Source organism: Winogradskyella sp., assembly GCF_965656915.1.
Taxonomy (GTDB): domain Bacteria; phylum Bacteroidota; class Bacteroidia; order Flavobacteriales; family Flavobacteriaceae; genus Winogradskyella.
Genome location: NZ_CBFHMI010000017.1, coordinates 1 through 18,040 on the forward strand (window position 1 = coordinate 1; position 18,040 = coordinate 18,040).

General features: G+C 33.3%; 21 protein-coding genes. 7 read left to right on the forward strand and 14 right to left on the reverse strand.

Going from position 1 to position 18,040, the window contains the following annotated elements; all coding sequences use genetic code 11:
• Positions 1 to 7: 7 nt before the first annotated feature.
• Complete coding sequence (locus ACTG3Y_RS06610) at positions 8 to 163, forward strand: DUF4870 domain-containing protein (RefSeq protein WP_439152174.1); 156 nt, start codon at positions 8 to 10, stop codon at positions 161 to 163.
• 96 nt (positions 164 to 259) lie between these two features.
• On the opposite strand, the gene dnaN is transcribed toward ACTG3Y_RS06610, so the two are convergent.
• The 6 genes from dnaN to ACTG3Y_RS06640 all read right to left on the reverse strand — a co-directional run bounded on the left by dnaN (position 260) and on the right by ACTG3Y_RS06640 (position 5,478).
• Positions 260 to 1,378 carry a DNA polymerase III subunit beta gene (gene dnaN, locus ACTG3Y_RS06615; protein ID WP_439152137.1) on the reverse strand — a complete coding sequence of 373 codons (1,119 nt, stop codon included), beginning with the start codon at positions 1,376 to 1,378 and terminating at the stop codon, positions 260 to 262.
• A gap of 88 nt (positions 1,379 to 1,466) precedes the next feature.
• Positions 1,467 to 3,134: a gliding motility-associated ABC transporter substrate-binding protein GldG gene (gene gldG, locus ACTG3Y_RS06620; RefSeq protein WP_439152138.1), complete on the reverse strand. Its 1,668-nt coding sequence runs from the start codon at positions 3,132 to 3,134 to the stop codon at positions 1,467 to 1,469.
• The gene (locus ACTG3Y_RS06625) at positions 3,121 to 3,618 is read right to left on the reverse strand and encodes a hypothetical protein (RefSeq protein ID WP_439152139.1); all 498 of its coding nucleotides are present in this window, start codon (positions 3,616 to 3,618) and stop codon (positions 3,121 to 3,123) included. Before ACTG3Y_RS06625 ends, gldG begins: the two co-directional genes overlap by 14 nt.
• Positions 3,615 to 4,337 (reverse strand): gliding motility-associated ABC transporter permease subunit GldF, encoded by a 723-nt coding sequence (gldF, locus tag ACTG3Y_RS06630; RefSeq protein WP_439152140.1) that lies wholly within the window; start codon positions 4,335 to 4,337, stop codon positions 3,615 to 3,617. Before gldF ends, ACTG3Y_RS06625 begins: the two co-directional genes overlap by 4 nt.
• Positions 4,338 to 4,341: 4 nt before the next feature.
• Positions 4,342 to 4,638, reverse strand: a complete 297-nt coding sequence (locus ACTG3Y_RS06635; RefSeq protein WP_439152141.1) for a putative quinol monooxygenase — start codon at positions 4,636 to 4,638, stop codon at positions 4,342 to 4,344.
• 3 nt (positions 4,639 to 4,641) lie between these two features.
• The gene (locus ACTG3Y_RS06640; protein ID WP_439152142.1) at positions 4,642 to 5,478 is read right to left on the reverse strand and encodes an SAM hydrolase/SAM-dependent halogenase family protein; all 837 of its coding nucleotides are present in this window, start codon (positions 5,476 to 5,478) and stop codon (positions 4,642 to 4,644) included.
• 121 nt (positions 5,479 to 5,599) lie between these two features.
• Between ACTG3Y_RS06640 and ACTG3Y_RS06645 the strand changes: the two genes are divergently transcribed.
• Positions 5,600 to 6,553, forward strand: a complete 954-nt coding sequence (locus ACTG3Y_RS06645) for a PhoH family protein (RefSeq protein ID WP_439152143.1) — start codon at positions 5,600 to 5,602, stop codon at positions 6,551 to 6,553.
• Entirely contained in the window at positions 6,553 to 7,506 is a 954-nt protein-coding gene (locus ACTG3Y_RS06650) for a phosphoribosylaminoimidazolesuccinocarboxamide synthase (protein WP_439152144.1), read from the forward strand. Before ACTG3Y_RS06645 ends, ACTG3Y_RS06650 begins: the two co-directional genes overlap by 1 nt.
• A gap of 136 nt (positions 7,507 to 7,642) precedes the next feature.
• Here the strand turns inward: ACTG3Y_RS06650 and ACTG3Y_RS06655 are convergent, their stop codons facing one another.
• From ACTG3Y_RS06655 to rlmD, 4 genes are all read right to left on the reverse strand, one after another.
• The gene (locus tag ACTG3Y_RS06655; protein ID WP_439152145.1) at positions 7,643 to 8,167 is read right to left on the reverse strand and encodes a DinB family protein; all 525 of its coding nucleotides are present in this window, start codon (positions 8,165 to 8,167) and stop codon (positions 7,643 to 7,645) included.
• Between the two features lie 66 nt (positions 8,168 to 8,233).
• Positions 8,234 to 8,992 (reverse strand): DUF6048 family protein, encoded by a 759-nt coding sequence (locus ACTG3Y_RS06660; RefSeq protein ID WP_439152146.1) that lies wholly within the window; start codon positions 8,990 to 8,992, stop codon positions 8,234 to 8,236.
• The gene (locus ACTG3Y_RS06665; RefSeq protein ID WP_439152147.1) at positions 8,958 to 9,488 is read right to left on the reverse strand and encodes a DUF6452 family protein; all 531 of its coding nucleotides are present in this window, start codon (positions 9,486 to 9,488) and stop codon (positions 8,958 to 8,960) included. The genes ACTG3Y_RS06660 and ACTG3Y_RS06665 overlap by 35 nt, the downstream gene beginning before the upstream one ends.
• 3 nt (positions 9,489 to 9,491) lie before the next feature.
• Positions 9,492 to 10,943 (reverse strand): 23S rRNA (uracil(1939)-C(5))-methyltransferase RlmD, encoded by a 1,452-nt coding sequence (rlmD, locus tag ACTG3Y_RS06670; RefSeq protein WP_439152148.1) that lies wholly within the window; start codon positions 10,941 to 10,943, stop codon positions 9,492 to 9,494.
• 188 nt (positions 10,944 to 11,131) lie between these two features.
• On the opposite strand from rlmD, the gene rocD reads away from it, so the two are divergent.
• Complete coding sequence (rocD, locus tag ACTG3Y_RS06675) at positions 11,132 to 12,412, forward strand: ornithine--oxo-acid transaminase (RefSeq protein ID WP_439152149.1); 1,281 nt, start codon at positions 11,132 to 11,134, stop codon at positions 12,410 to 12,412.
• A 75-nt stretch (positions 12,413 to 12,487) separates the two neighbouring features.
• Here rocD and ACTG3Y_RS06680 read toward each other — a convergent pair whose 3' ends face one another.
• Positions 12,488 to 12,826, reverse strand: coding sequence for a CCC motif membrane protein (locus tag ACTG3Y_RS06680; RefSeq protein WP_439152150.1), 339 nt, complete (start codon positions 12,824 to 12,826; stop codon positions 12,488 to 12,490).
• Positions 12,827 to 12,832: 6 nt separating this feature from the next.
• The gene (locus tag ACTG3Y_RS06685) at positions 12,833 to 13,126 is read right to left on the reverse strand and encodes a DUF2752 domain-containing protein (RefSeq protein WP_439152151.1); all 294 of its coding nucleotides are present in this window, start codon (positions 13,124 to 13,126) and stop codon (positions 12,833 to 12,835) included.
• A gap of 97 nt (positions 13,127 to 13,223) precedes the next feature.
• Here ACTG3Y_RS06685 and ACTG3Y_RS06690 point away from each other — a divergent pair, with 97 nt between their 5' ends.
• Both ACTG3Y_RS06690 and ACTG3Y_RS06695 read left to right on the forward strand, forming a co-directional pair.
• On the forward strand, positions 13,224 to 13,436 hold the full coding sequence (locus ACTG3Y_RS06690; RefSeq protein WP_439152152.1) for a hypothetical protein: 213 nt from the start codon (positions 13,224 to 13,226) through the stop codon (positions 13,434 to 13,436).
• Complete coding sequence (locus ACTG3Y_RS06695) at positions 13,426 to 13,983, forward strand: Smr/MutS family protein (RefSeq protein WP_439152153.1); 558 nt, start codon at positions 13,426 to 13,428, stop codon at positions 13,981 to 13,983. Before ACTG3Y_RS06690 ends, ACTG3Y_RS06695 begins: the two co-directional genes overlap by 11 nt.
• Here the strand turns inward: ACTG3Y_RS06695 and ACTG3Y_RS06700 are convergent.
• Positions 13,980 to 14,873 (reverse strand): hypothetical protein, encoded by an 894-nt coding sequence (locus ACTG3Y_RS06700; RefSeq protein ID WP_439152154.1) that lies wholly within the window; start codon positions 14,871 to 14,873, stop codon positions 13,980 to 13,982. The two genes, ACTG3Y_RS06695 and ACTG3Y_RS06700, sit on opposite strands and share 4 nt — an antisense overlap.
• A gap of 116 nt (positions 14,874 to 14,989) precedes the next feature.
• Between ACTG3Y_RS06700 and ACTG3Y_RS06705 the strand changes: the two genes are divergently transcribed.
• Positions 14,990 to 16,135 (forward strand): cysteine desulfurase family protein, encoded by a 1,146-nt coding sequence (locus tag ACTG3Y_RS06705; RefSeq protein WP_439152155.1) that lies wholly within the window; start codon positions 14,990 to 14,992, stop codon positions 16,133 to 16,135.
• Here ACTG3Y_RS06705 and ACTG3Y_RS06710 read toward each other — a convergent pair.
• Positions 16,125 to 17,912 carry a T9SS type A sorting domain-containing protein gene (locus ACTG3Y_RS06710; RefSeq protein WP_439152156.1) on the reverse strand — a complete coding sequence of 596 codons (1,788 nt, stop codon included), beginning with the start codon at positions 17,910 to 17,912 and terminating at the stop codon, positions 16,125 to 16,127. The genes ACTG3Y_RS06705 and ACTG3Y_RS06710 overlap by 11 nt on opposite strands.
• Positions 17,913 to 18,040 lie beyond the last annotated feature (128 nt).

An 18,040-nucleotide genomic window follows, 5' to 3' on the forward strand; every position in this document is an offset into this window, starting at 1 on the left:
GTACTGTATTTTAAGTGTTCCTTTAATTCTTGTTTTTGGTTTAGGAATCCTGACATTAATACTAATTGGCATATTAGCATTTGTAATGCCAATTGTAAACGGTATAAAAGCTAGTAATGGAGAATTACCTAGCTACCCATTATCTCTTAATTTTGTTAGTTAGTTATTTTTTAATCTGAATCTTTTCAGGTACGTAAAGAGGTAAATGTAAAAGGCTCACCAAATGGTGAGCCTTTTAATATTTTAATATTTTATAATTTTAGTTATTTAACATTACTGGCATAACAAGCATAGTCACATGTTCACCTTCATCTAAACCATCGATAGGTGTGAGAATACCTGCTCTGTTTGGTAAACTCATTTCTAGTTGAACGTTATCAGAACTAAGATTGTTTATCATTTCGGTTAAGAAACGTGAGTTAAATCCTATTTGCATGTCGTCACCTTGATAATCGCACGTTAAACGCTCTTCTGCCTTATTGCTGTAATCGATATCTTCTGCTGAAATATTTAGCTCAGCTCCAGCAATTTTCAAACGAATTTGATGTGTTGTTTTATTAGAGAAAATACTAACACGTCTTACTGAGTTTAAGAATTGTGTTCTGTCTATCACTAATTTATTTGGATTCTCCTTTGGAATTACAGCTTCGTAATTAGGATACTTTCCATCAATTAAACGGCAAATTAAAACTGAATTTTCAAACGTAAATTTAGCATTAGACTCGTTGTATTCTACAAGTACGTCATCGTCGCTACCTGCTAAAATCCCTTTAATAAGATTTAAAGGTTTTTTAGGCATAATAAATTCAGCTGATTCGGTTGCACTTACATCGTCTCTGGTATATTTAACCAATTTGTGAGCGTCTGTAGCAACAAACGTTAGATTGTCTTGTGAGAATTGAAAAAACACTCCACTCATTACAGGTCTTAAATCATCATTTCCTGCTGCAAATATCGTTTTGCTAATAGCTGTTGCTAAAATATCACCAACTATAGTTGTTGTGCTTGCATCTTCTACAGAAACTGCATTAGGAAACTCAGCGCCATCTGCATAAGCTAAGGCATATTTACCATGATTAGAGCTTATCTCAACAGTGTTGTTGTCTTCAACTACAAAGGTTAAAGGTTGTTCCGGAAACGTCTTTAAAGTATCTAATAACAGACGTGCTGGTAATGCAATACTACCTTCAGAATCACTTTCTACATCTATTGTAGAAGACATGGTAGTTTCTAAATCACTAGCAGAAACAGTCAATTTTGACTTGCTTAGTTCAAATAAGAAATTATCTAAGATTGGAAGCGTATTGCTATTATTAATAACACCTCCTAAGACCTGAAGTTGTTTTAATAAATATGTACTTGAAACAATGAATTTCATGCTTAATATGTAAAGTTTTAATCTTTTAATTTGTCTTACAAATATATCTTAATAGAAGGGTTTTATAAAACAAACTTATTAACAAATTCTAGGTGTATTTTTTCTTTCGGAAATAATTAAAAACAGATCCAAATATACCAAGAATAAAAAGCGGTAATACAATATTTATAAGTTGCCATTTCCCTTTGCTCTCTTTTATTTTTTCTGAATCTAAAAAAGCAAGTCTAATTTCTTTTGCTCTAATGTTTATAAGTCCGGTATCGTCCAAGAGATAATTAACAGTGTTTAATAGAAACTCTTTATTACCAAATGCTTTACCAGTGAGTTGATCAAACCCTAATTCTTGTGGTCGATTTCGAATGACTTCATTCTTTATGATATCTCCATCAGAAATTATCGCCATTTTAGCTGGAGATCCCTTTGTTTTATAGTCTTTTAACTTAAAAGGTAATACACGTTTATCGTATACAGAAGTAAATTCCCCTTCGAGCAATACGGCTAAATTTTGTGGACCCAGATTATAAGTTGATTCGTCTGGAGATTCCGTCACATCTGCTAGTGTAATAGCTGTTGGTGTTCCTTCTAACTTAGATTTAGGAGAACTCTGCAAAAGAATAGTTTTATTGATGTTGTTTTTAAGAGTGTCGATAGGACTTGCAAAATCGTATTTAACAAGATTTAAATTCTTTGTAATTGGATGATTTGGGTTCGACGCTGCTAATGGCGAATATTGCCATTGGATAGGCTGTAGTTGTGCCTGACTTCCTTCACCAATCGCTAACATTATTGGTGCAGAGTAGAGGTCTTTTACTAAACTTGGATTTATACGCACTCCGTATTTAAAAAAGAAATCATTGAGTTTTAAATCTCTCATAATAGATACTCCAGAACCTGTATCGTTATATAAACTGTCCTTGTCCATAACAACAGATTCGCTTAACCACAGACTATTTCCACCATGCATGGTGTATTGATCTAGAACTAATTTTTCATTTTCAGTAAAAGCTTCACTTGGTTTTGCCGCAATAATTAAATCGTATTGTTTTAATTTATCTAAAGTGCCTAATGGATTCCTAGCTACACTATCTAAAGTAAAAGCTGCAATTTTATAGTATTGCTGCATGGTCTTAAGGAAATCTGCGATAAAAATGTCATCGAGTTCTCCGTTACCTTTTAAAATGGCTATAGTTTTTGATTTTGATTTTACCAGTTTATTAAATCCATCAGCAAATGCATATTCTAAGCCTTGCACCGAATTATTGATCTGTTCTTGCAGACCTTGAGTAATACTTCGTTTTAATAGTGGAATTTTAACCGTTTTATCTTTGTAACTGGCAAAAGCCCACGGAAAGATGATTTCTTGTGTTACTTTAGCAGTACTGTTCTCGGTATTGATATATGGCTCTAATCCAGATTTGGTGAGTTCTTCAATATTTCGTTCTCTGGTAGCTTCATCTTCAATAGGGTTGATATAATTCACCTTAATGTTATTGGTTTCTAGTTGAAACTCTTCAATGATTTGACGTACTTCTATCTGTAACAATCTAAATTCAGAAGGAAACTCACCTTCTAAAAACACATCTATTATTAGAGGAGCATCTATGTCTTGGATTAGGTTTTTTGATGCTTCTGATAAGGTGTAGCGCTTGTCTTTAGTCAAATCAAAACGACCATAAAATTGGCTTGAAATCATATTGATAATAACAAGCCCGATAATAACTCCGAGTATGTAAATTAAAGTTTTACTCTTTTTCATCCTCGAATGTGATTTCTTCCTGATAGGATTTTAGTTTTACTACTTTATTATTCTTAAACGTAACTTCTATACATTCTTTTTGCTTGTTAAAAGCACCAGGCTCAATGCCTAAACCGTAATTCCATTTGTTGTCATCATGGGCTATTTTAGTTTCATTCCAGGAAAGCCATTCATACTTGCCAAGTAATTGTGTAACATCTTCTTTTGTCGAGCCAATTAGTGTGTCAGATTCTATCGTGTTATCAATCATTTCATAGCGTAAAGCGGGTTTTTCGATCCAAGCTTCACTGTCAAAATACTTTTGGTGATGGTAGTTGCTTATTATATTAATAAACGGATAAAACATGTAGAAATACACTAATGGTGTCAATACTATACTTATAATTGCCGTGAGCCATTTTCGTCTATCAACTGTATTAAAAAACAAAAATAGTAGCACAAAAACTACCACCATAAATATGACTAATATTGGCGTAATGATCATTGCTTTTGAATTCTAAGTTTTGTGAATAATAAAAATGCAAGAGCTATGCTAATAAAATAAATAAGATCTCTGGTGTCAATCACTCCGCGGCTCATACTATTGTAATGTGCTGCCATACCTAGATTTTCCATGTATACAAGATTGCCAAAAACATTATAGTTAGAGAGTCCTTCAAAACCATAATAGAAAAAGAAACAAATAAAAACTGATATAATAAATGCTACAATTTGATTGTCCGAAAGGGTAGAAGCAAAGACGCCAATGGCAGTATAGGCTGCAACCAGAAATAACAAACCAAAATATGACCCAATTGTGCTTCCTAAATCGAGATTGCCTTCTGGATTACCTAAAGAGGATACCGTGTATACATATAAAAGTGTTGGAATGAGTGCTAAAATAATAAGAGCAAAAGCACCAAAATATTTTCCTAAAACAATTTGAAAATGAGATATTGGTTTAGTCATTAATAACTCTAATGTACCTTGTTTTTTTTCATCACTAAAACTGCGCATGGTCACTGCTGGTACTAAAAAGATAAGAATCCAAGGTGCTAATAAAAAAAATGATGATAAACTTGCTAATCCGTTATCTAGTATATTGAATTCTCCTTTAAACATCCAAAGAAATAATCCGTTTAATAATAAAAACACACCTATAACCAAATAGCCAATTGGTGAAGCGAAAAAGGTGTTTATTTCTTTTTTTAGTATTGCCAGCATATATTTATTCTAGGCTATGAAGTTTGTCTACACTCCAAGTTTCAGGTTTTGCATTAAATAAGGGCTTAGTTTTAGACCAAACCGTTTTAAATAACTCTGAATGTCTGTAATTATTTAAATCTGCCACAGAATTCCAATAACTATACGTAAAAAAGATATTGGTATTGTTCTGATCGCGATATAATTCTAAAAACTGACAACCATCAAAATTCCTGATTTTAGTTTTATTAGATTCAAAATTAGCTAAGAATTCATCAATCTTAGAAGGTTCAAAACTCATTTTTACAATTCTTACTAACAATGCCTAAGATTTTAAGAAATTAACGGTGACTGTATCCATGGTTTTTAACCCCATAAGTGTAGATGCTCCGCCTACAGTGTTACAATTACTTTTATAAACGGCGATTTCTAGATACCCAGAAGAATTGAACACTACCAGTCCTTTTCCTTCGTCATTTCTTTTAGACTCCTCTAGATCAAAATTTACAATATCGCTATATCTGGAATGAATCTTTCTGAATTTATGGTTTCGTGCAGAAATTTCATAATTTCTTGTTTTTTGTACATTTTCAAAAAATTTCTGTTTAATATTTGTGACCACATTGCCATAATTATCGATATAAATTACACTACCTATAATTTGATTTTTTTCGTCATTAACAAACGGAATTAAATTCTTTATTGGCTTAATAGTGTTAATAACTTTTCCAATGACTTCTAATGTACCTCCTCTTGCAATATGGCAAGCAGCTTTAACAAATACATCTAGCACAGGGAAACTTGTTTCAACTTTATCATGAATATTTATCTCTACGATTTTTTCTGGAGCTATTTCTGCACAAATCATGCTCATAATGCCATTGTTTGCGCATATAAAGTAATGGTCGTCTAAATTAACTGCAATATGCTTATTATCAGGATTTAACTCAGAATCTATTCCTATAATATGTATAGTTCCTTTTGGGAAACTGCTATAGGCATTTAAAATAATATAAGCTGCCTCAGAAATATTAAAAGGTGAAACAGAATGTGAAACATCTACAATCCTAATATCCGAAAGTTCACTATAAATGGCTCCTTTTATGGCACCAGAAAAATGATCTTTTTCTCCAAAATCAGTTGTTAAAGTGATTATTGCCATGGATTGATTGTTGATATTTTTTTTAGAATTGAGGTTGTAAAATTGTTAGATTTGTTTGTACATAAATGTTACACAAAACTAATAAAAGAAAACAGATTAACACACTAAATAAAGCACGCTTTTGAATGAACTTATCTTAGAACTAGAAGAAATTACTCCAAAAGAATTCTTCGGTGCACAAAATGCTAATATTGAACTCTTAAAAAAATATTTCCCGAAACTAAAAATTGTTGCCAGAGGCAATAAAATAAAGGCCTATGGCGATGAAGATTTATTAGAAGAATTTGATACCAGAATGATGATGTTAATGAAACATTTTGGTCAATATAATAAATTAGATGAAAATGCAATAGAACGCGTGCTGACTAGTAATAGTAGTGATGATTACAACACGTCTGCCAAAAGCGGTGAAGTTATTGTGCATGGCGTTGGTGGAAAACTAATCAAAGCCCAAACCGCAAATCAACGTAAATTAGTTGAGAGTATGCGTAAAAATGATATGGTATTTGCTATTGGTCCTGCAGGTACAGGTAAAACGTATACCGGTGTTGCGTTAGCAGTACAGGCTTTGAAAAGTAAAGAAGTAAAGCGAATTATATTAACACGTCCTGCAGTTGAGGCTGGAGAAAATTTAGGTTTTTTACCAGGGGATTTAAAAGAAAAACTAGATCCTTACATGCAACCATTGTATGATGCGTTGCGAGACATGATTCCTCACGAAAAATTAGATAATTATATTGAAAAGGGAGTTATTCAAATTGCACCATTAGCTTTTATGCGAGGAAGAACCTTAGATAATGCCTTTGTAATTTTAGACGAAGGTCAAAACACGACACATGCCCAAATGAAGATGTTTTTAACGCGTATGGGTAAAAATGCTAAGTTTTTATTAACTGGCGATCCTGGACAAGTTGACTTACCACGTAGAACTATTTCTGGATTAAAAGAAGCTTTATTAGTCCTTAAAAATGTTGAAGGTATAGGAATGATTTATTTAGATGATAAAGATGTCATTCGTCATAAATTAGTGAAGAAAGTCATTGCAGCTTATAAAAATATAGAAAACAGAGATTAATGAGTCATAGTAGAACCATCATAGATACCAACTTCAATTTCCCAAACCAAAAAAGTGTTTATAAAGGAAAAGTTAGAGAGGTTTACAATATTAATGACGAGCAATTAGTTATGATTGCTACAGATAGACTAAGTGCCTTTGATGTAGTAATGCCTAAAGGGATACCTTACAAAGGTCAGATACTAAACCAGATTGCTACCAAAATGATGGCAGACACTGAAGATTTAGTTCCAAATTGGTTAGTCGCAACACCAGATCCAAACGTTGCTATTGGTCATTTATGTGAACCCTTTAAAGTTGAAATGGTAATACGTGGTTATATGTCTGGTCATGCTGCGCGAGAATACAAAGATGGAAAACGCACACTCTGTGGAGTGCCAATGCCAGATGGCATGAAAGAAAATGATAAATTCCCTGAACCAATCATTACTCCAGCTACTAAAGCAGAACAAGGAGATCATGATGAAGATATCTCTAGAGAAGATATTTTAAAACGTGGTATAGTATCTGAAGAAGATTACTTGGTTCTTGAAGACTACACCAGAAAACTTTTTCAACGAGGCACGGAAATTGCAGCAAAACGTGGATTAATATTAGTAGATACCAAATACGAATTTGGTAAAACAAAAGATGGAAAAATTGTATTGATTGATGAGATTCATACACCAGATTCTTCGCGTTATTTTTATGCTGATGGTTACCAAGAGCGACAGGATAGAGGAGAAGCACAGAAACAACTCTCTAAAGAGTTTGTGCGGCAGTGGTTAATATCTAACGGGTTTCAAGGCTTAGAAGGGCAGTCAGTGCCATTTATGAATGATGACTACATTGAAACTGTTAGTGAACGCTACATTGAACTTTATGAGAATATCACTGGTGAAACATTCGTAAAAGCTGATGTTTCAAATATTCAGAGCAGAATAGAAGCTAATGTTTTAGAGTATTTAGAATAGTTTTTTGTTATTTCGAAGTCATCTTAGACATCATATTGTTTTACAGTAAGAAGGTTTATTGATTTAGATTGTTTTTAGATTTATCGCCACACTACCGACGCTTATCAGGAAAGCAAATAAAAAATCTCAAATTGTATTAATAATTAGCCTTCAAAGTTTCAGTATGATGCTCAACATGATATGCTGTCCACATAATAATTTCACGTACTGGCATTTTTCCCATTAATGGATGTGGGAGAACAACTGAATCCAAATTTTTATCACTAATCTTCTTAGTTTTGTACTGTAACTTTTTGCTTTCTGTTTGCAGTCTGTTAAGGATAAAATGCTTGTCAGCAATTGTTGGTACTTTCATGTTTTGAGAGCCTCTAAATGTTCTGCCTTGAGCATCTTTTAATCTTTCATGATACCTTCCTGCTATGGCATTATACGCTCTAACAGGTCTATTGGCTTTACCAAATTTATAGCGTAGAAAAAACTTAGGTAAACTTAAAGCATTGTTTAAAGGTTTAATGCTTTGTAACAAATGTAATGCTTGCTGACCTTGCGTCCACTTACCTTCTGGTCCGTTCTCCCATGCTTCGTCTGGTTGCTGTTCTAACCAATTGATTAAATCCGAATGCTTTTTTTCGAGGAGATCTGCAATAGTTTCTTTATCCATAATTGTAGAATTGATAAAGAAAAGATAGGAAATTTTGTTTAATACTTAATTGATTTAAGAAAGCACTTATTCTTCAATCTCTTTTTCTTGGACTACAATTTTGTCTTTTTTGAAAATAGGAATGAGGTAAGACATATTAAAGCCAAAGCCCACACCAAAGCTACCACTATCATAAGTTCTTCCAAAGCCAGGGATGTACAAATTCTCAAAATTATCTGGCGCAGTTTCTGTAACAAGGAATTTTAATTGTGTGTTAATTCCTGCAAAGAAATTATTGAATAGTTCTGCTTTTAATCCAATCTGAATTTCTGCCCAAATAGCTGTTAGCCCTTTGAACTCGGTTCCTTCATTAACAGAAAACAGATCGTCATTCCAATATTGGTTATTAATATCATAGATTTTATAACTATTAAGTGTTTGGCTAAATGTACTTGCTCCAGCTCTAAAACCGACATAGATCATATTTTCCATGTCTAACCAATTCTTATAAAAATTTAAGTCTATACCACCTTTAAAATAACTTCCTTTAGTTGTATTGCTTAAAAATTCATTTTCAATATCGCGCTCTTCATTGCCAATTTCACCAGCAATATAAATACGTTGCGTTAAGCGATAATCACCCATAATTTCAAAACCAGTGTAGTCTTTATCAAAGAATGTTCTACCAATTTTGCTAAAGTCCGCACCTAAACGTAGACCATATTTTTGTTTGTATACTAAAGTATCTGCTACAGTTTCTTTGTCTTGAGCAAAAGCCATTGTAGAGCACAATAGCACGATTAATATACTTTTAATGTAAGATGCGTACATGTACTGTGTTTTCATTTTCAACATTTATTTCATCTACTTGTATTGAAGTAATCCATGTATTACCATCTTGCGTAAATGTGACAATTATGTCATTAAATATGTTTTTGTAACCACATGCTCTTGAAACATAATCATACTCATTGGTATATGAAATTGTAAGTATATCTTCATTAGAGTTGCCTTCATCTCTTAGATTAGTATCTTTTTCTAAGACATAGCTCGTGGTTGTAACTAAGCCTTCTTCACCTATAATTAATGGCAATTCTAATCTGTTAACATTACTATCAAACACAATAGTTTCATTTGTTTCTTCCACCGGAGGTTCTGTCAATAATCCTTCACCATAAGCGGTTAATCGAGTAACACTTTTTAAATCATCTGTATTTGCAGCATCATAAAACTCAACAATTAGTCGTGGAGTTGTAGGTGTGCCTTCAGGGCATATATCATCTCGTTCGCAGCTTATCAAGGCTATTGCAAATAAAAGCGTTAAGAATTTTAGTTTTCTCATTAATTATTTTTCAAATAATACAACAGTTTCAATATGTGCTGTATGTGGAAATTGATCAACCAGACTCAGCTTTTTGATGTTATATCCTGCATGCATAAGTTGCTCAGTATCTCTTGCCTGTGTTGCCGGATTACAAGATACATAAACCAAACGGTCTGCATTTAGGTTTATTATTTTTTTAAGAGTTTTTGGGGCTATACCAGCTCTTGCAGGGTCTAAGATTATGGTTCCAATGGTATCTTTATATTCAGGATGTTCTAATATAAACTTACCAACATCAGAAGTGTAAAACTGAAGCCCATTAATATTATTTCGTTTGGCATTTTCTTTAGCGTTTTCTATAGCAGATGCTACAATATCTACGCCAACTATTTTAGCATTTGTGGCTTTGCTGGCTAAAATCTGCCCAATTGTACCAGTACCACAAAATAGATCTAATACTACAGAATTATCGATAGCTTCTTTAGTTTCTAATGCATAATCAATGACCTTATTATATAGCTTTTCTGCACATTTAGGATTAGTTTGAAAAAAGCTTTTCATACTAATTTCAAAGTTTAATCCTAATAGTTCTTCAACTATTTTGTCTTCACCATAAATGAGCCCTATACTACCAGTAGTAGCAATTGTCCTATCACCAATTTCGTCATTAATTGTGTGCAATAAGCCCGCAACTCTTTCTCCAAATAAGTCAACTAAAAAGCTTGCAAATTTATTTAAATTGAATTTCGATAATTCTTTAGATGTTGTTACTAAATTGAATAATAGTTTATTTGTTTTATAGGACTTACGTACAACAAAATATCTAAAGAAACCTTCTTTTTTAGGGCCATGCCAAGGCGCTAACCCTGTTTGCTCACAATACGATCTTATCTTATTTAAGTTGTTTTCTAGTTGGATGTCAAACAAGCCAGAATCTTTATCTAAATTTTCACCACACCACCATAATCCTCGTCGTTTAAAGCCCAGGGTGAATTCATCTACATCAGTTTTGAGTACTCTATCGTAACCAATAGCAGAAAAGCCGTATTCCATTTTATTTCTATAATGAAATGTATTTGGAGAGCTCACAAACTCATCAAACTTATCCTCAATATTGTTAACCTTTCCAATTCGTTTAAATAGTTCTAAGGTACTTTTCTTTTTGTATTGGAGCTGTTTTTCAAGTGGAAGTTTAATATAAGGTGCACCAGGAATACCTTGGTATGGTACATCAACTTCATCATCTGAAGTTTTTATTATATCCAGTAATTTGCATTCTGCGTATTTTTTACTGGATTTTTTCACCTGAGCTTTTACTAATTGTCCAGGTAAGGTATTTGGTATAAATACCACAAATTCTCCATGCTCATTACGGATACGACCAATACCTTTGCCACCAAAAGCATAGTCTTCAATAAGGATTTCAATGAATTGTCCTCGTTTTACAAATTTATTACGTTCTCTGCGCGGCATGAATTTCAAATTAGATTGCAAAGATATTTTTATTTTGGAAATGGCAATTGCTAAGTTTTTACTAATTTCACACTTTCAGGGATGATTTCTTTCCCACGCTGAATTTTCGTCTCGATGTCTTTCGGGATTATGAAAGGATAAAGGTAGATAAGGAATGGTTATTTTTTTAATTTAAAAACGATATTAAAATGGCTGTTTTAGACCACATTTCATCGCAAGAAGCGATGGCACTAGAAAACAAATACGGAGCACAAAATTATCATCCATTACCAGTAGTACTAAGTAAAGGAGAAGGTGTTTTTGTATGGGATGTTGAAGGAAAAAAGTATTACGATTTTCTTTCGGCTTACTCCTCATTAAATCAAGGACATTGTCATCCTAAGATTGTCAATGCAATGAATGAGCAAGCACAACGTTTAACCTTAACGTCTCGTGCATTTTACAATGACATGCTCGGAAAATATGAGAAATATGCAACTGAATATTTTAAATTCGATAAGATGTTGCCAATGAACTCAGGAGCTGAAGCTGTAGAAACAGCTTTAAAGCTATGTAGAAAATGGGCTTACGAAGTCAAAGGTATTGACTTAAATAAAGCAGAAATTGTTGTTTGCAAAAATAACTTCCATGGAAGAACAACAACGATTATATCATTCTCTAATGATCCTGTAGCGCGTAAACATTTTGGACCATATACTGATGGGTTCATTAAGGTTGAATATGATAATCTTAGGGAATTAGAAGAGGTACTAAGTACTAATGAGAATGTAGCTGGGTTTATGGTGGAACCAATACAAGGTGAAGCAGGAGTTTATGTACCAGGTGAAAACTATTTAAAAGAAGCTAAAGCACTTTGTGAAAAGTATAATGTACTATTTATAGCAGATGAAGTACAAACAGGTATAGCACGCACAGGACGTTTATTGGCAACATGCGGAGACTGTTCTTGTGAAAATAAAGACTGTTCTGGTACTCCAGATGTAAAGCCAGATGTATTGGTTTTAGGTAAAGCCCTAAGTGGTGGGTTGTATCCAGTGTCTGCAGTAATGGCAAGTAATGAAATTATGAACGTTATTCAACCAGGAAATCATGGAAGTACTTTTGGTGGAAATCCTATCGCAGCCGCAGTAGCTATTGCTGCATTAGAAGTAGTAAAAGAAGAAAAATTAGCAGAAAATGCTGATCACCTTGGAAAGTTATTTAGAGCAGAAATGAATAAGTATATTGCTAATAGCAATATTGTTAACTCAGTAAGAGGACGAGGATTATTAAATGCAATTGTAATTAATGATGATGAGGATAGTGATACAGCTTGGAATATTTGTCTAAAATTAAGAGACAATGGCTTATTAGCTAAACCAACACATGGTAATATAATTCGTTTTGCACCACCTTTAGTAATGACCGAAGACCAGTTGCTAGACTGTGTCTCTATAATTACTAAAACTTTAAAGGAGTTTGAACAATAATTATGTTTTAATGCATAAAAAAATAAAAAAGCGATTCTAATTTAGAATCGCTTTTTTTATATAGTCAATAAAGTACTATTCCATGTCAATTCCCATTTGTCTGTAAACATCTTTGGTTTGCTCCATGTAAGCATCCCAACCACCTAATGAGTTGATGTAGTATAGCGACCATGCAAATGTAATTACTCCAATTATTAATCCGATTATGGCAATAATTTTAGCTGTTTTTACTTGTCCAAAGTTACTATATAAGTCTGGTTGTTCAGCGTATAGGTTTTCATCTTTTTTAGCAAGAAAAAAGGCAATTGCAGATAGTATTACACCTCCAATTCCCATACTAAAGCAACAGCAAATAAAGGATAAACTTCCTAATACTATAGATATTGTTGCATTGGGTAATTTTTGTTGTTCCATATAATTTTATTTTAAATAAAGTTTAATTAAATAGCTGCTAATAATAGTAACTACGTTTAGCAATGCCAAGATAATAATTATTTTATTGCCGTATTTTATGTCTTTAAAATGGTTGATGATTAAAAACCCAAAAAGACCAATAATTGTATACACTGCAGGATACATGTAAAATGCCTGAAGAAATTCACCTTTAAAAAGAAGAGCAATAGAGCGCTGTAAACCACAACCCAAACACTCAAACCCTAATAATTTCTTATTAAGACATGGTAACATATAATCTTCTATTCCTTTTAACATCATTAGCATGTCGCTAATTTAATAATTTGCTAAAACTTTATTGATAAGACGTTAAAAATAATCTATGTCTTATTTTTGCTATTGAATAATAAATATTAATATGACAATTTCTAGACTGATTAATCTCATTTGTATTGTTGTTGGTGGAGCCGTAGCAATTTATGCACAAGCTGAAGAAAAACAAAATACATATTTACTTATGGGAGGTATAATACTGCTCATGTTTGGTATTTACAGGGTGTCTAGAAATATACCAAGTAAGTACGACAATCAAGAAGAAGAATCCTTTGTAAAATCTGAAGATGAAGATTAAAGTTGGTGATAAGGTTGAAGCTATTGACGATAATGTTACTGGTATAGTAACTCAAATATCAGGTAATAGTATAACGGTTGAAGATTCTGATGGCTTTGAGTTTCAATTTGTAGCTCAGGAATTGATCCTGTCCTTTTCTAAGGATGTTATAAAAAGAGCTATATACGATTCTGATATTGAAGCTGTAAAAAAAGAAAAGGAATCAAAGCGAAGGAAACCAGTCCCAAAGGTTAAACCAAAAGAGCGTAACGCACCAAAATTTGAAGTTGATCTGCATATCCATCATCTCACAGACTCTACGAAATACATGACCAATTTTGACATCCTAAATATTCAATTAGATACTGCAAAGCGTCAATTGGAGTTTGCGATTAAAAAACGTATACCCAAAGTAGTTTTTATTCATGGAGTGGGAGAAGGAGTGCTACGACAAGAGCTGGAAACTCTGTTTGGTCGTTATAACAATGTCCAGTTTTACGATGCTGACTACAAAACTTATGGCTTAGGTGCTACTGAGGTTAGAATATTTCAGAATATTGCCCCTTAGTCTTCTATGGTTTCTGTAGTCTCAAATGTACCAAACTCTATAATATCAGAGTTAATAATAGTTAATCCAGCATTTTCAATACTAAATCTTGACCTTATCGTTCTTATATAAGAATTCTCAATTAATCCTGGAAAAGCAAAACTTTCAACGGCGTTATTGTCTAAAAATCGTGGTGGAACTGGAGTACCATCATTACTTTCCTGAAAATCGTCTAACGGATTTGGGATCCCTAGAATATCACCATTTTCGTCTTCTAAGTTAGTGTCTATTCCATCTCCATCGTCATCAGTATCTAAATAGTCTGGTATGGAGTCTCCATCAGTATCTCTAAAGTCGGTAAATGGATTATCGTCATTATCGTTATTGTCATCTTCATCTTCTGTTTTTACATTATCATTGTCATCATCTTCATCTAAATAATCTGGAATTCCATCACCATCAGAATCTTGAGCATCACTAAAATCGCCGTCACCATTAGGATCCTGACCTTCATCCGCACTTGGTATACCATCATCGTCATCATCCACTACTGTGACCGTTACTTTAATATTCCCTGATGTAGCTTCATAATCTTCTTGTACCACTAAATCAGGATCAGATAACGGATTACACAACACATCATTACTTAGTGGCTTATTATAAATTCTATAATTAAATCGTATATCATTAGCAATTGTAATAACTTCTGGAATACCTTCTGGTGTTGCTGTTGTAAAAAGATAGTTGTATGCAGGTTTCGGCAAAATTAGAGTCAATGATTCGTTAGGGTCTTCTCTGGTGTCATATAATAAATAGACATCTTCAAAATTGTCACATCGTTCTAACTCCTGGTCAAATTCTAAGTCAACAGTAATAATATCACCATCATCACAAGCAGTTAAAAAAAGCAAACAGATTATTATAAAAAAACGGCGTATCATAGACTCAATTTTCAACAAAAATAAAGGATTTGTAAAATTATAACGTTGCATTATCTAAATAATTTTATTTACAATATTTTTGCACCATGAAGTCAGTATATCTAGATAACGCAGCGACAACTGCATTGAGACCAGAGGTTATTAATCGTATGACTGAAGTTTTACAGGAAAATTACGGAAATGCATCTTCAACACATAGTATTGGTAGGTCGTCTAAAGCGTTATTGGAGCAATGCAGAAAGACTATAGCTAGTTATTTTAATGTGTCTGCTGCAGAGATTATCTTCACTTCTGGTGGTACTGAAGCTGATAATTTAGCACTTCGAAGTGCTGCTAGAGATTTAGGTGTCACTGATATTATTACCTCGAAAATCGAACATCATGCTGTTTTACATACTGCAGAACAGTTAAAAGATGAGTATAATGTAAATGTACATTTTGTAGATTTAGATAATTGTGGTATTGTTGATTATAATCATTTAGAAGACTTACTTCAATCTTGTAACAAGGCAATCGTAAGTTTAATGCACATTAATAATGAAATTGGTAATATTTTAGATATCAAGAAAGTGGCACACTTATGTAAGGCTAATGATGGTTTATTCCATACAGACACAGTGCAATCAGTTGGTCATTTCAAAATAGATTTAAGTGAAATTCCTATTGATTTTATGGCGGCAAGTGCTCATAAATTTCATGGGCCAAAAGGTGTAGGGTTTTGTTTTGTGCGAAAAGAATCTGGATTAAAACCATTAATTTTTGGTGGAGAACAGGAGAGAGGAGTAAGAGCGGGTACAGAGTCTATCCATAACATTGCAGGCATGGACGAAGCATTAAAAATCTCTTACGCTAACTTAGAGCTAGAAAAAGCCTATGTTACAGGTTTAAAAATGCACTTTATAGAACAATTAAAAACACAAATACCCAATTTGAGCTTTAATGGTGGTTGCCAAGACTTAACGACTAGTACTTACACTTTAGTTAATGTATGTTTACCCATAGCTCCGGAAAAGGCATCTATGCTTCAGTTTCAATTAGATTTAAAAGGTATTGCATGTTCAAAGGGCAGTGCGTGTCAAAGTGGGAGCAGTCAACAATCTCATGTACTTTCTGCAATTCTTACAGAAGACAAACTAAGGCAACCGTCTGTTCGTTTTTCCTTTAGTATTTATAATACAAAAGACGAAATAGATTATGTAATAGATGTTTTAAAGGATTTTGTTAATTCTTAACGATAATCTTTTGCGATTTTACCGTATTGCTATTAGACATTACGTTAACAACATACACACCATCACTTAAGTCAACAGTAGATAAAGTATAACGCTCTAGTACAGCATCGTATTGACCTTTTAATAAGCGTTTTCCGGCAACATCATACACTTCAATAGAGTTGATATCTAAGTTCTTAGGGTTTAGTACCGAAAGCTCATGGACACTATTGTTTTGATTGATTGTTAAAGATTTTACATCAAATTCCTCAATGTCTAAGACGTCTTCTGATGTGAAAACTACTTCAAAACGGTCGGTGTAATTACCAGGTTCAATATTAAGTTCGTAATCTAAATTTCTTAAATTGACATAAGTATCATTCTCAATATCATGAATATAAATACCTTGGGATTCATCAAAATTTTGAATATCGAATATTCTAAAACGCAATGGCTGTTGTACTTCAATATCTACCACTAATGGGATTTTTAAAGACACTTCAACAGGATAAGCCTGTCCAGAATATGCCTTATCATCTAAAGTAAAATAAGCATCAGAAGGATAATTATCAGATCTACTAAGTTCTAATCCATAATCAAAGCCCGCTGTAGCAGAGTCATGAAAGTTTAAAACAACCTGTCTTGTGTATTGGTCTTCTCCAACAGTAAAATCAATATTTAGTCTAAAACGTTTGTAGTCATTTGGCACAATGTTTAACCCATTTTCATAATAATCTATACCTGGATTGTTTCTAAAAAAATAGCTATCGGTACCTTCTTTTTCATAAACCCGATGTGTATTTTTTGCACGGACAATTCCAGTTGTACCAGCTCTGCCCTCTACCATAAAGCCTTGACCTATTGGAATGTAACGTCTTGCAATTTTTGCACCTGTTGCAGGTGGACCAGGAGGAAGTGTGTAAATATTATCCTGTTCGTCATAGGTGAAAAATGCCGCAGGAGCAGTCGTTATTAATGTACCAGCTGCATTAATCGTATATTCAGAATAGCCGCCAATATAATCTTGTAAAACATGAGAAGGAACACTACCATATTGTTCCCAATAGAATAAAGTGCCTGTAATAGCTGCCTGATTTTGAGCATCATGAATGTATTCTGCAGAATCTATAGCACTTGGATAAGGATTACCTACCAAAGTAAAATCACCCGCAGCAACAGGATTGGCTATTGTGCCATTGTTTGGTTTTCCTCTAAAATCGTAAGTCGTATTACCTGTGGTACCAGTTCTACTACCTTTCATGGTAAATCCTAAACCTGTACTGACATCTACGTTAGCATTGCCAGGAGTAGCTGCTGGAATCCATTCGCTGTACTCATCTGAAGATTCGAACATCCATAGCCACCTTGTGGATATAAGTAGTGGATCTGCTGTACCGTTATATGCTGTTGTAAACGTACTATTATTACTGTCAATAGTACTTATTGTAGCTAAAAGAGGATCGTCTAACTGATTAATTCTAAAATCATTGTTTATAAAGTTATTAGACAAAATACCTCCTACTGGTGAACACCAATAATTATAGCTCCACTGATTTACGGTACCATTTTGATAAACACTCAATTCACCTACACCAGAATTACCAGTTGTACCAGTACCTTGTAGCAGTTGAGATTCGTCTCTCAAATAAATTTTTGAATTCGCATCGTCTATGTTAACGTAATCGTTTACAAAAAGAACTTGATCTTTAACGTAAACGTAAGCATCGTTTTGAACACTTAATTGTGCAGTAGCCATACTAAAACATAGCATCATGCATGTGATGAGGGAATATTTCATGCTGAATAAATTTAGGACTAAAGCTTAGTAGGGTAACCTAAAGTATATTAGATAGTTACAAGTCTAATAAAAATATATGTTTTCAAAGGTTCAATTATCGTCAATTTTGGTGTTTCCACTAAAAATAT

Excerpts from the sequence above, each read along its gene's own strand:
- ACTG3Y_RS06685 (WP_439152151.1), bottom strand. The coding sequence starts at position 13,126 with ATGATGTTAAAAGGAATAGAAGATTATATGTTACCATGTCTTAATAAG.
- ACTG3Y_RS06665 (WP_439152147.1), bottom strand. The coding sequence starts at position 9,488 with ATGAGAAAACTAAAATTCTTAACGCTTTTATTTGCAATAGCCTTGATA.
- ACTG3Y_RS06690 (WP_439152152.1), top strand. The coding sequence starts at position 13,224 with ATGACAATTTCTAGACTGATTAATCTCATTTGTATTGTTGTTGGTGGA.
- ACTG3Y_RS06695 (WP_439152153.1), top strand. The coding sequence starts at position 13,426 with ATGAAGATTAAAGTTGGTGATAAGGTTGAAGCTATTGACGATAATGTT.
- ACTG3Y_RS06625 (WP_439152139.1), bottom strand. The coding sequence starts at position 3,618 with ATGATCATTACGCCAATATTAGTCATATTTATGGTGGTAGTTTTTGTG.
- rocD (WP_439152149.1), top strand. The coding sequence starts at position 11,132 with ATGGCTGTTTTAGACCACATTTCATCGCAAGAAGCGATGGCACTAGAA.
- dnaN (WP_439152137.1), bottom strand. The coding sequence starts at position 1,378 with ATGAAATTCATTGTTTCAAGTACATATTTATTAAAACAACTTCAGGTC.
- gldF (WP_439152140.1), bottom strand. The coding sequence starts at position 4,337 with ATGCTGGCAATACTAAAAAAAGAAATAAACACCTTTTTCGCTTCACCA.
- ACTG3Y_RS06650 (WP_439152144.1), top strand. The coding sequence starts at position 6,553 with ATGAGTCATAGTAGAACCATCATAGATACCAACTTCAATTTCCCAAAC.
- ACTG3Y_RS06640 (WP_439152142.1), bottom strand. The coding sequence starts at position 5,478 with ATGGCAATAATCACTTTAACAACTGATTTTGGAGAAAAAGATCATTTT.
- ACTG3Y_RS06660 (WP_439152146.1), bottom strand. The coding sequence starts at position 8,992 with ATGAAAACACAGTACATGTACGCATCTTACATTAAAAGTATATTAATC.
- gldG (WP_439152138.1), bottom strand. The coding sequence starts at position 3,134 with ATGAAAAAGAGTAAAACTTTAATTTACATACTCGGAGTTATTATCGGG.
- rlmD (WP_439152148.1), bottom strand. The coding sequence starts at position 10,943 with ATGCCGCGCAGAGAACGTAATAAATTTGTAAAACGAGGACAATTCATT.
- ACTG3Y_RS06710 (WP_439152156.1), bottom strand. The coding sequence starts at position 17,912 with ATGAAATATTCCCTCATCACATGCATGATGCTATGTTTTAGTATGGCT.
- ACTG3Y_RS06705 (WP_439152155.1), top strand. The coding sequence starts at position 14,990 with ATGAAGTCAGTATATCTAGATAACGCAGCGACAACTGCATTGAGACCA.
- ACTG3Y_RS06655 (WP_439152145.1), bottom strand. The coding sequence starts at position 8,167 with ATGGATAAAGAAACTATTGCAGATCTCCTCGAAAAAAAGCATTCGGAT.
- ACTG3Y_RS06680 (WP_439152150.1), bottom strand. The coding sequence starts at position 12,826 with ATGGAACAACAAAAATTACCCAATGCAACAATATCTATAGTATTAGGA.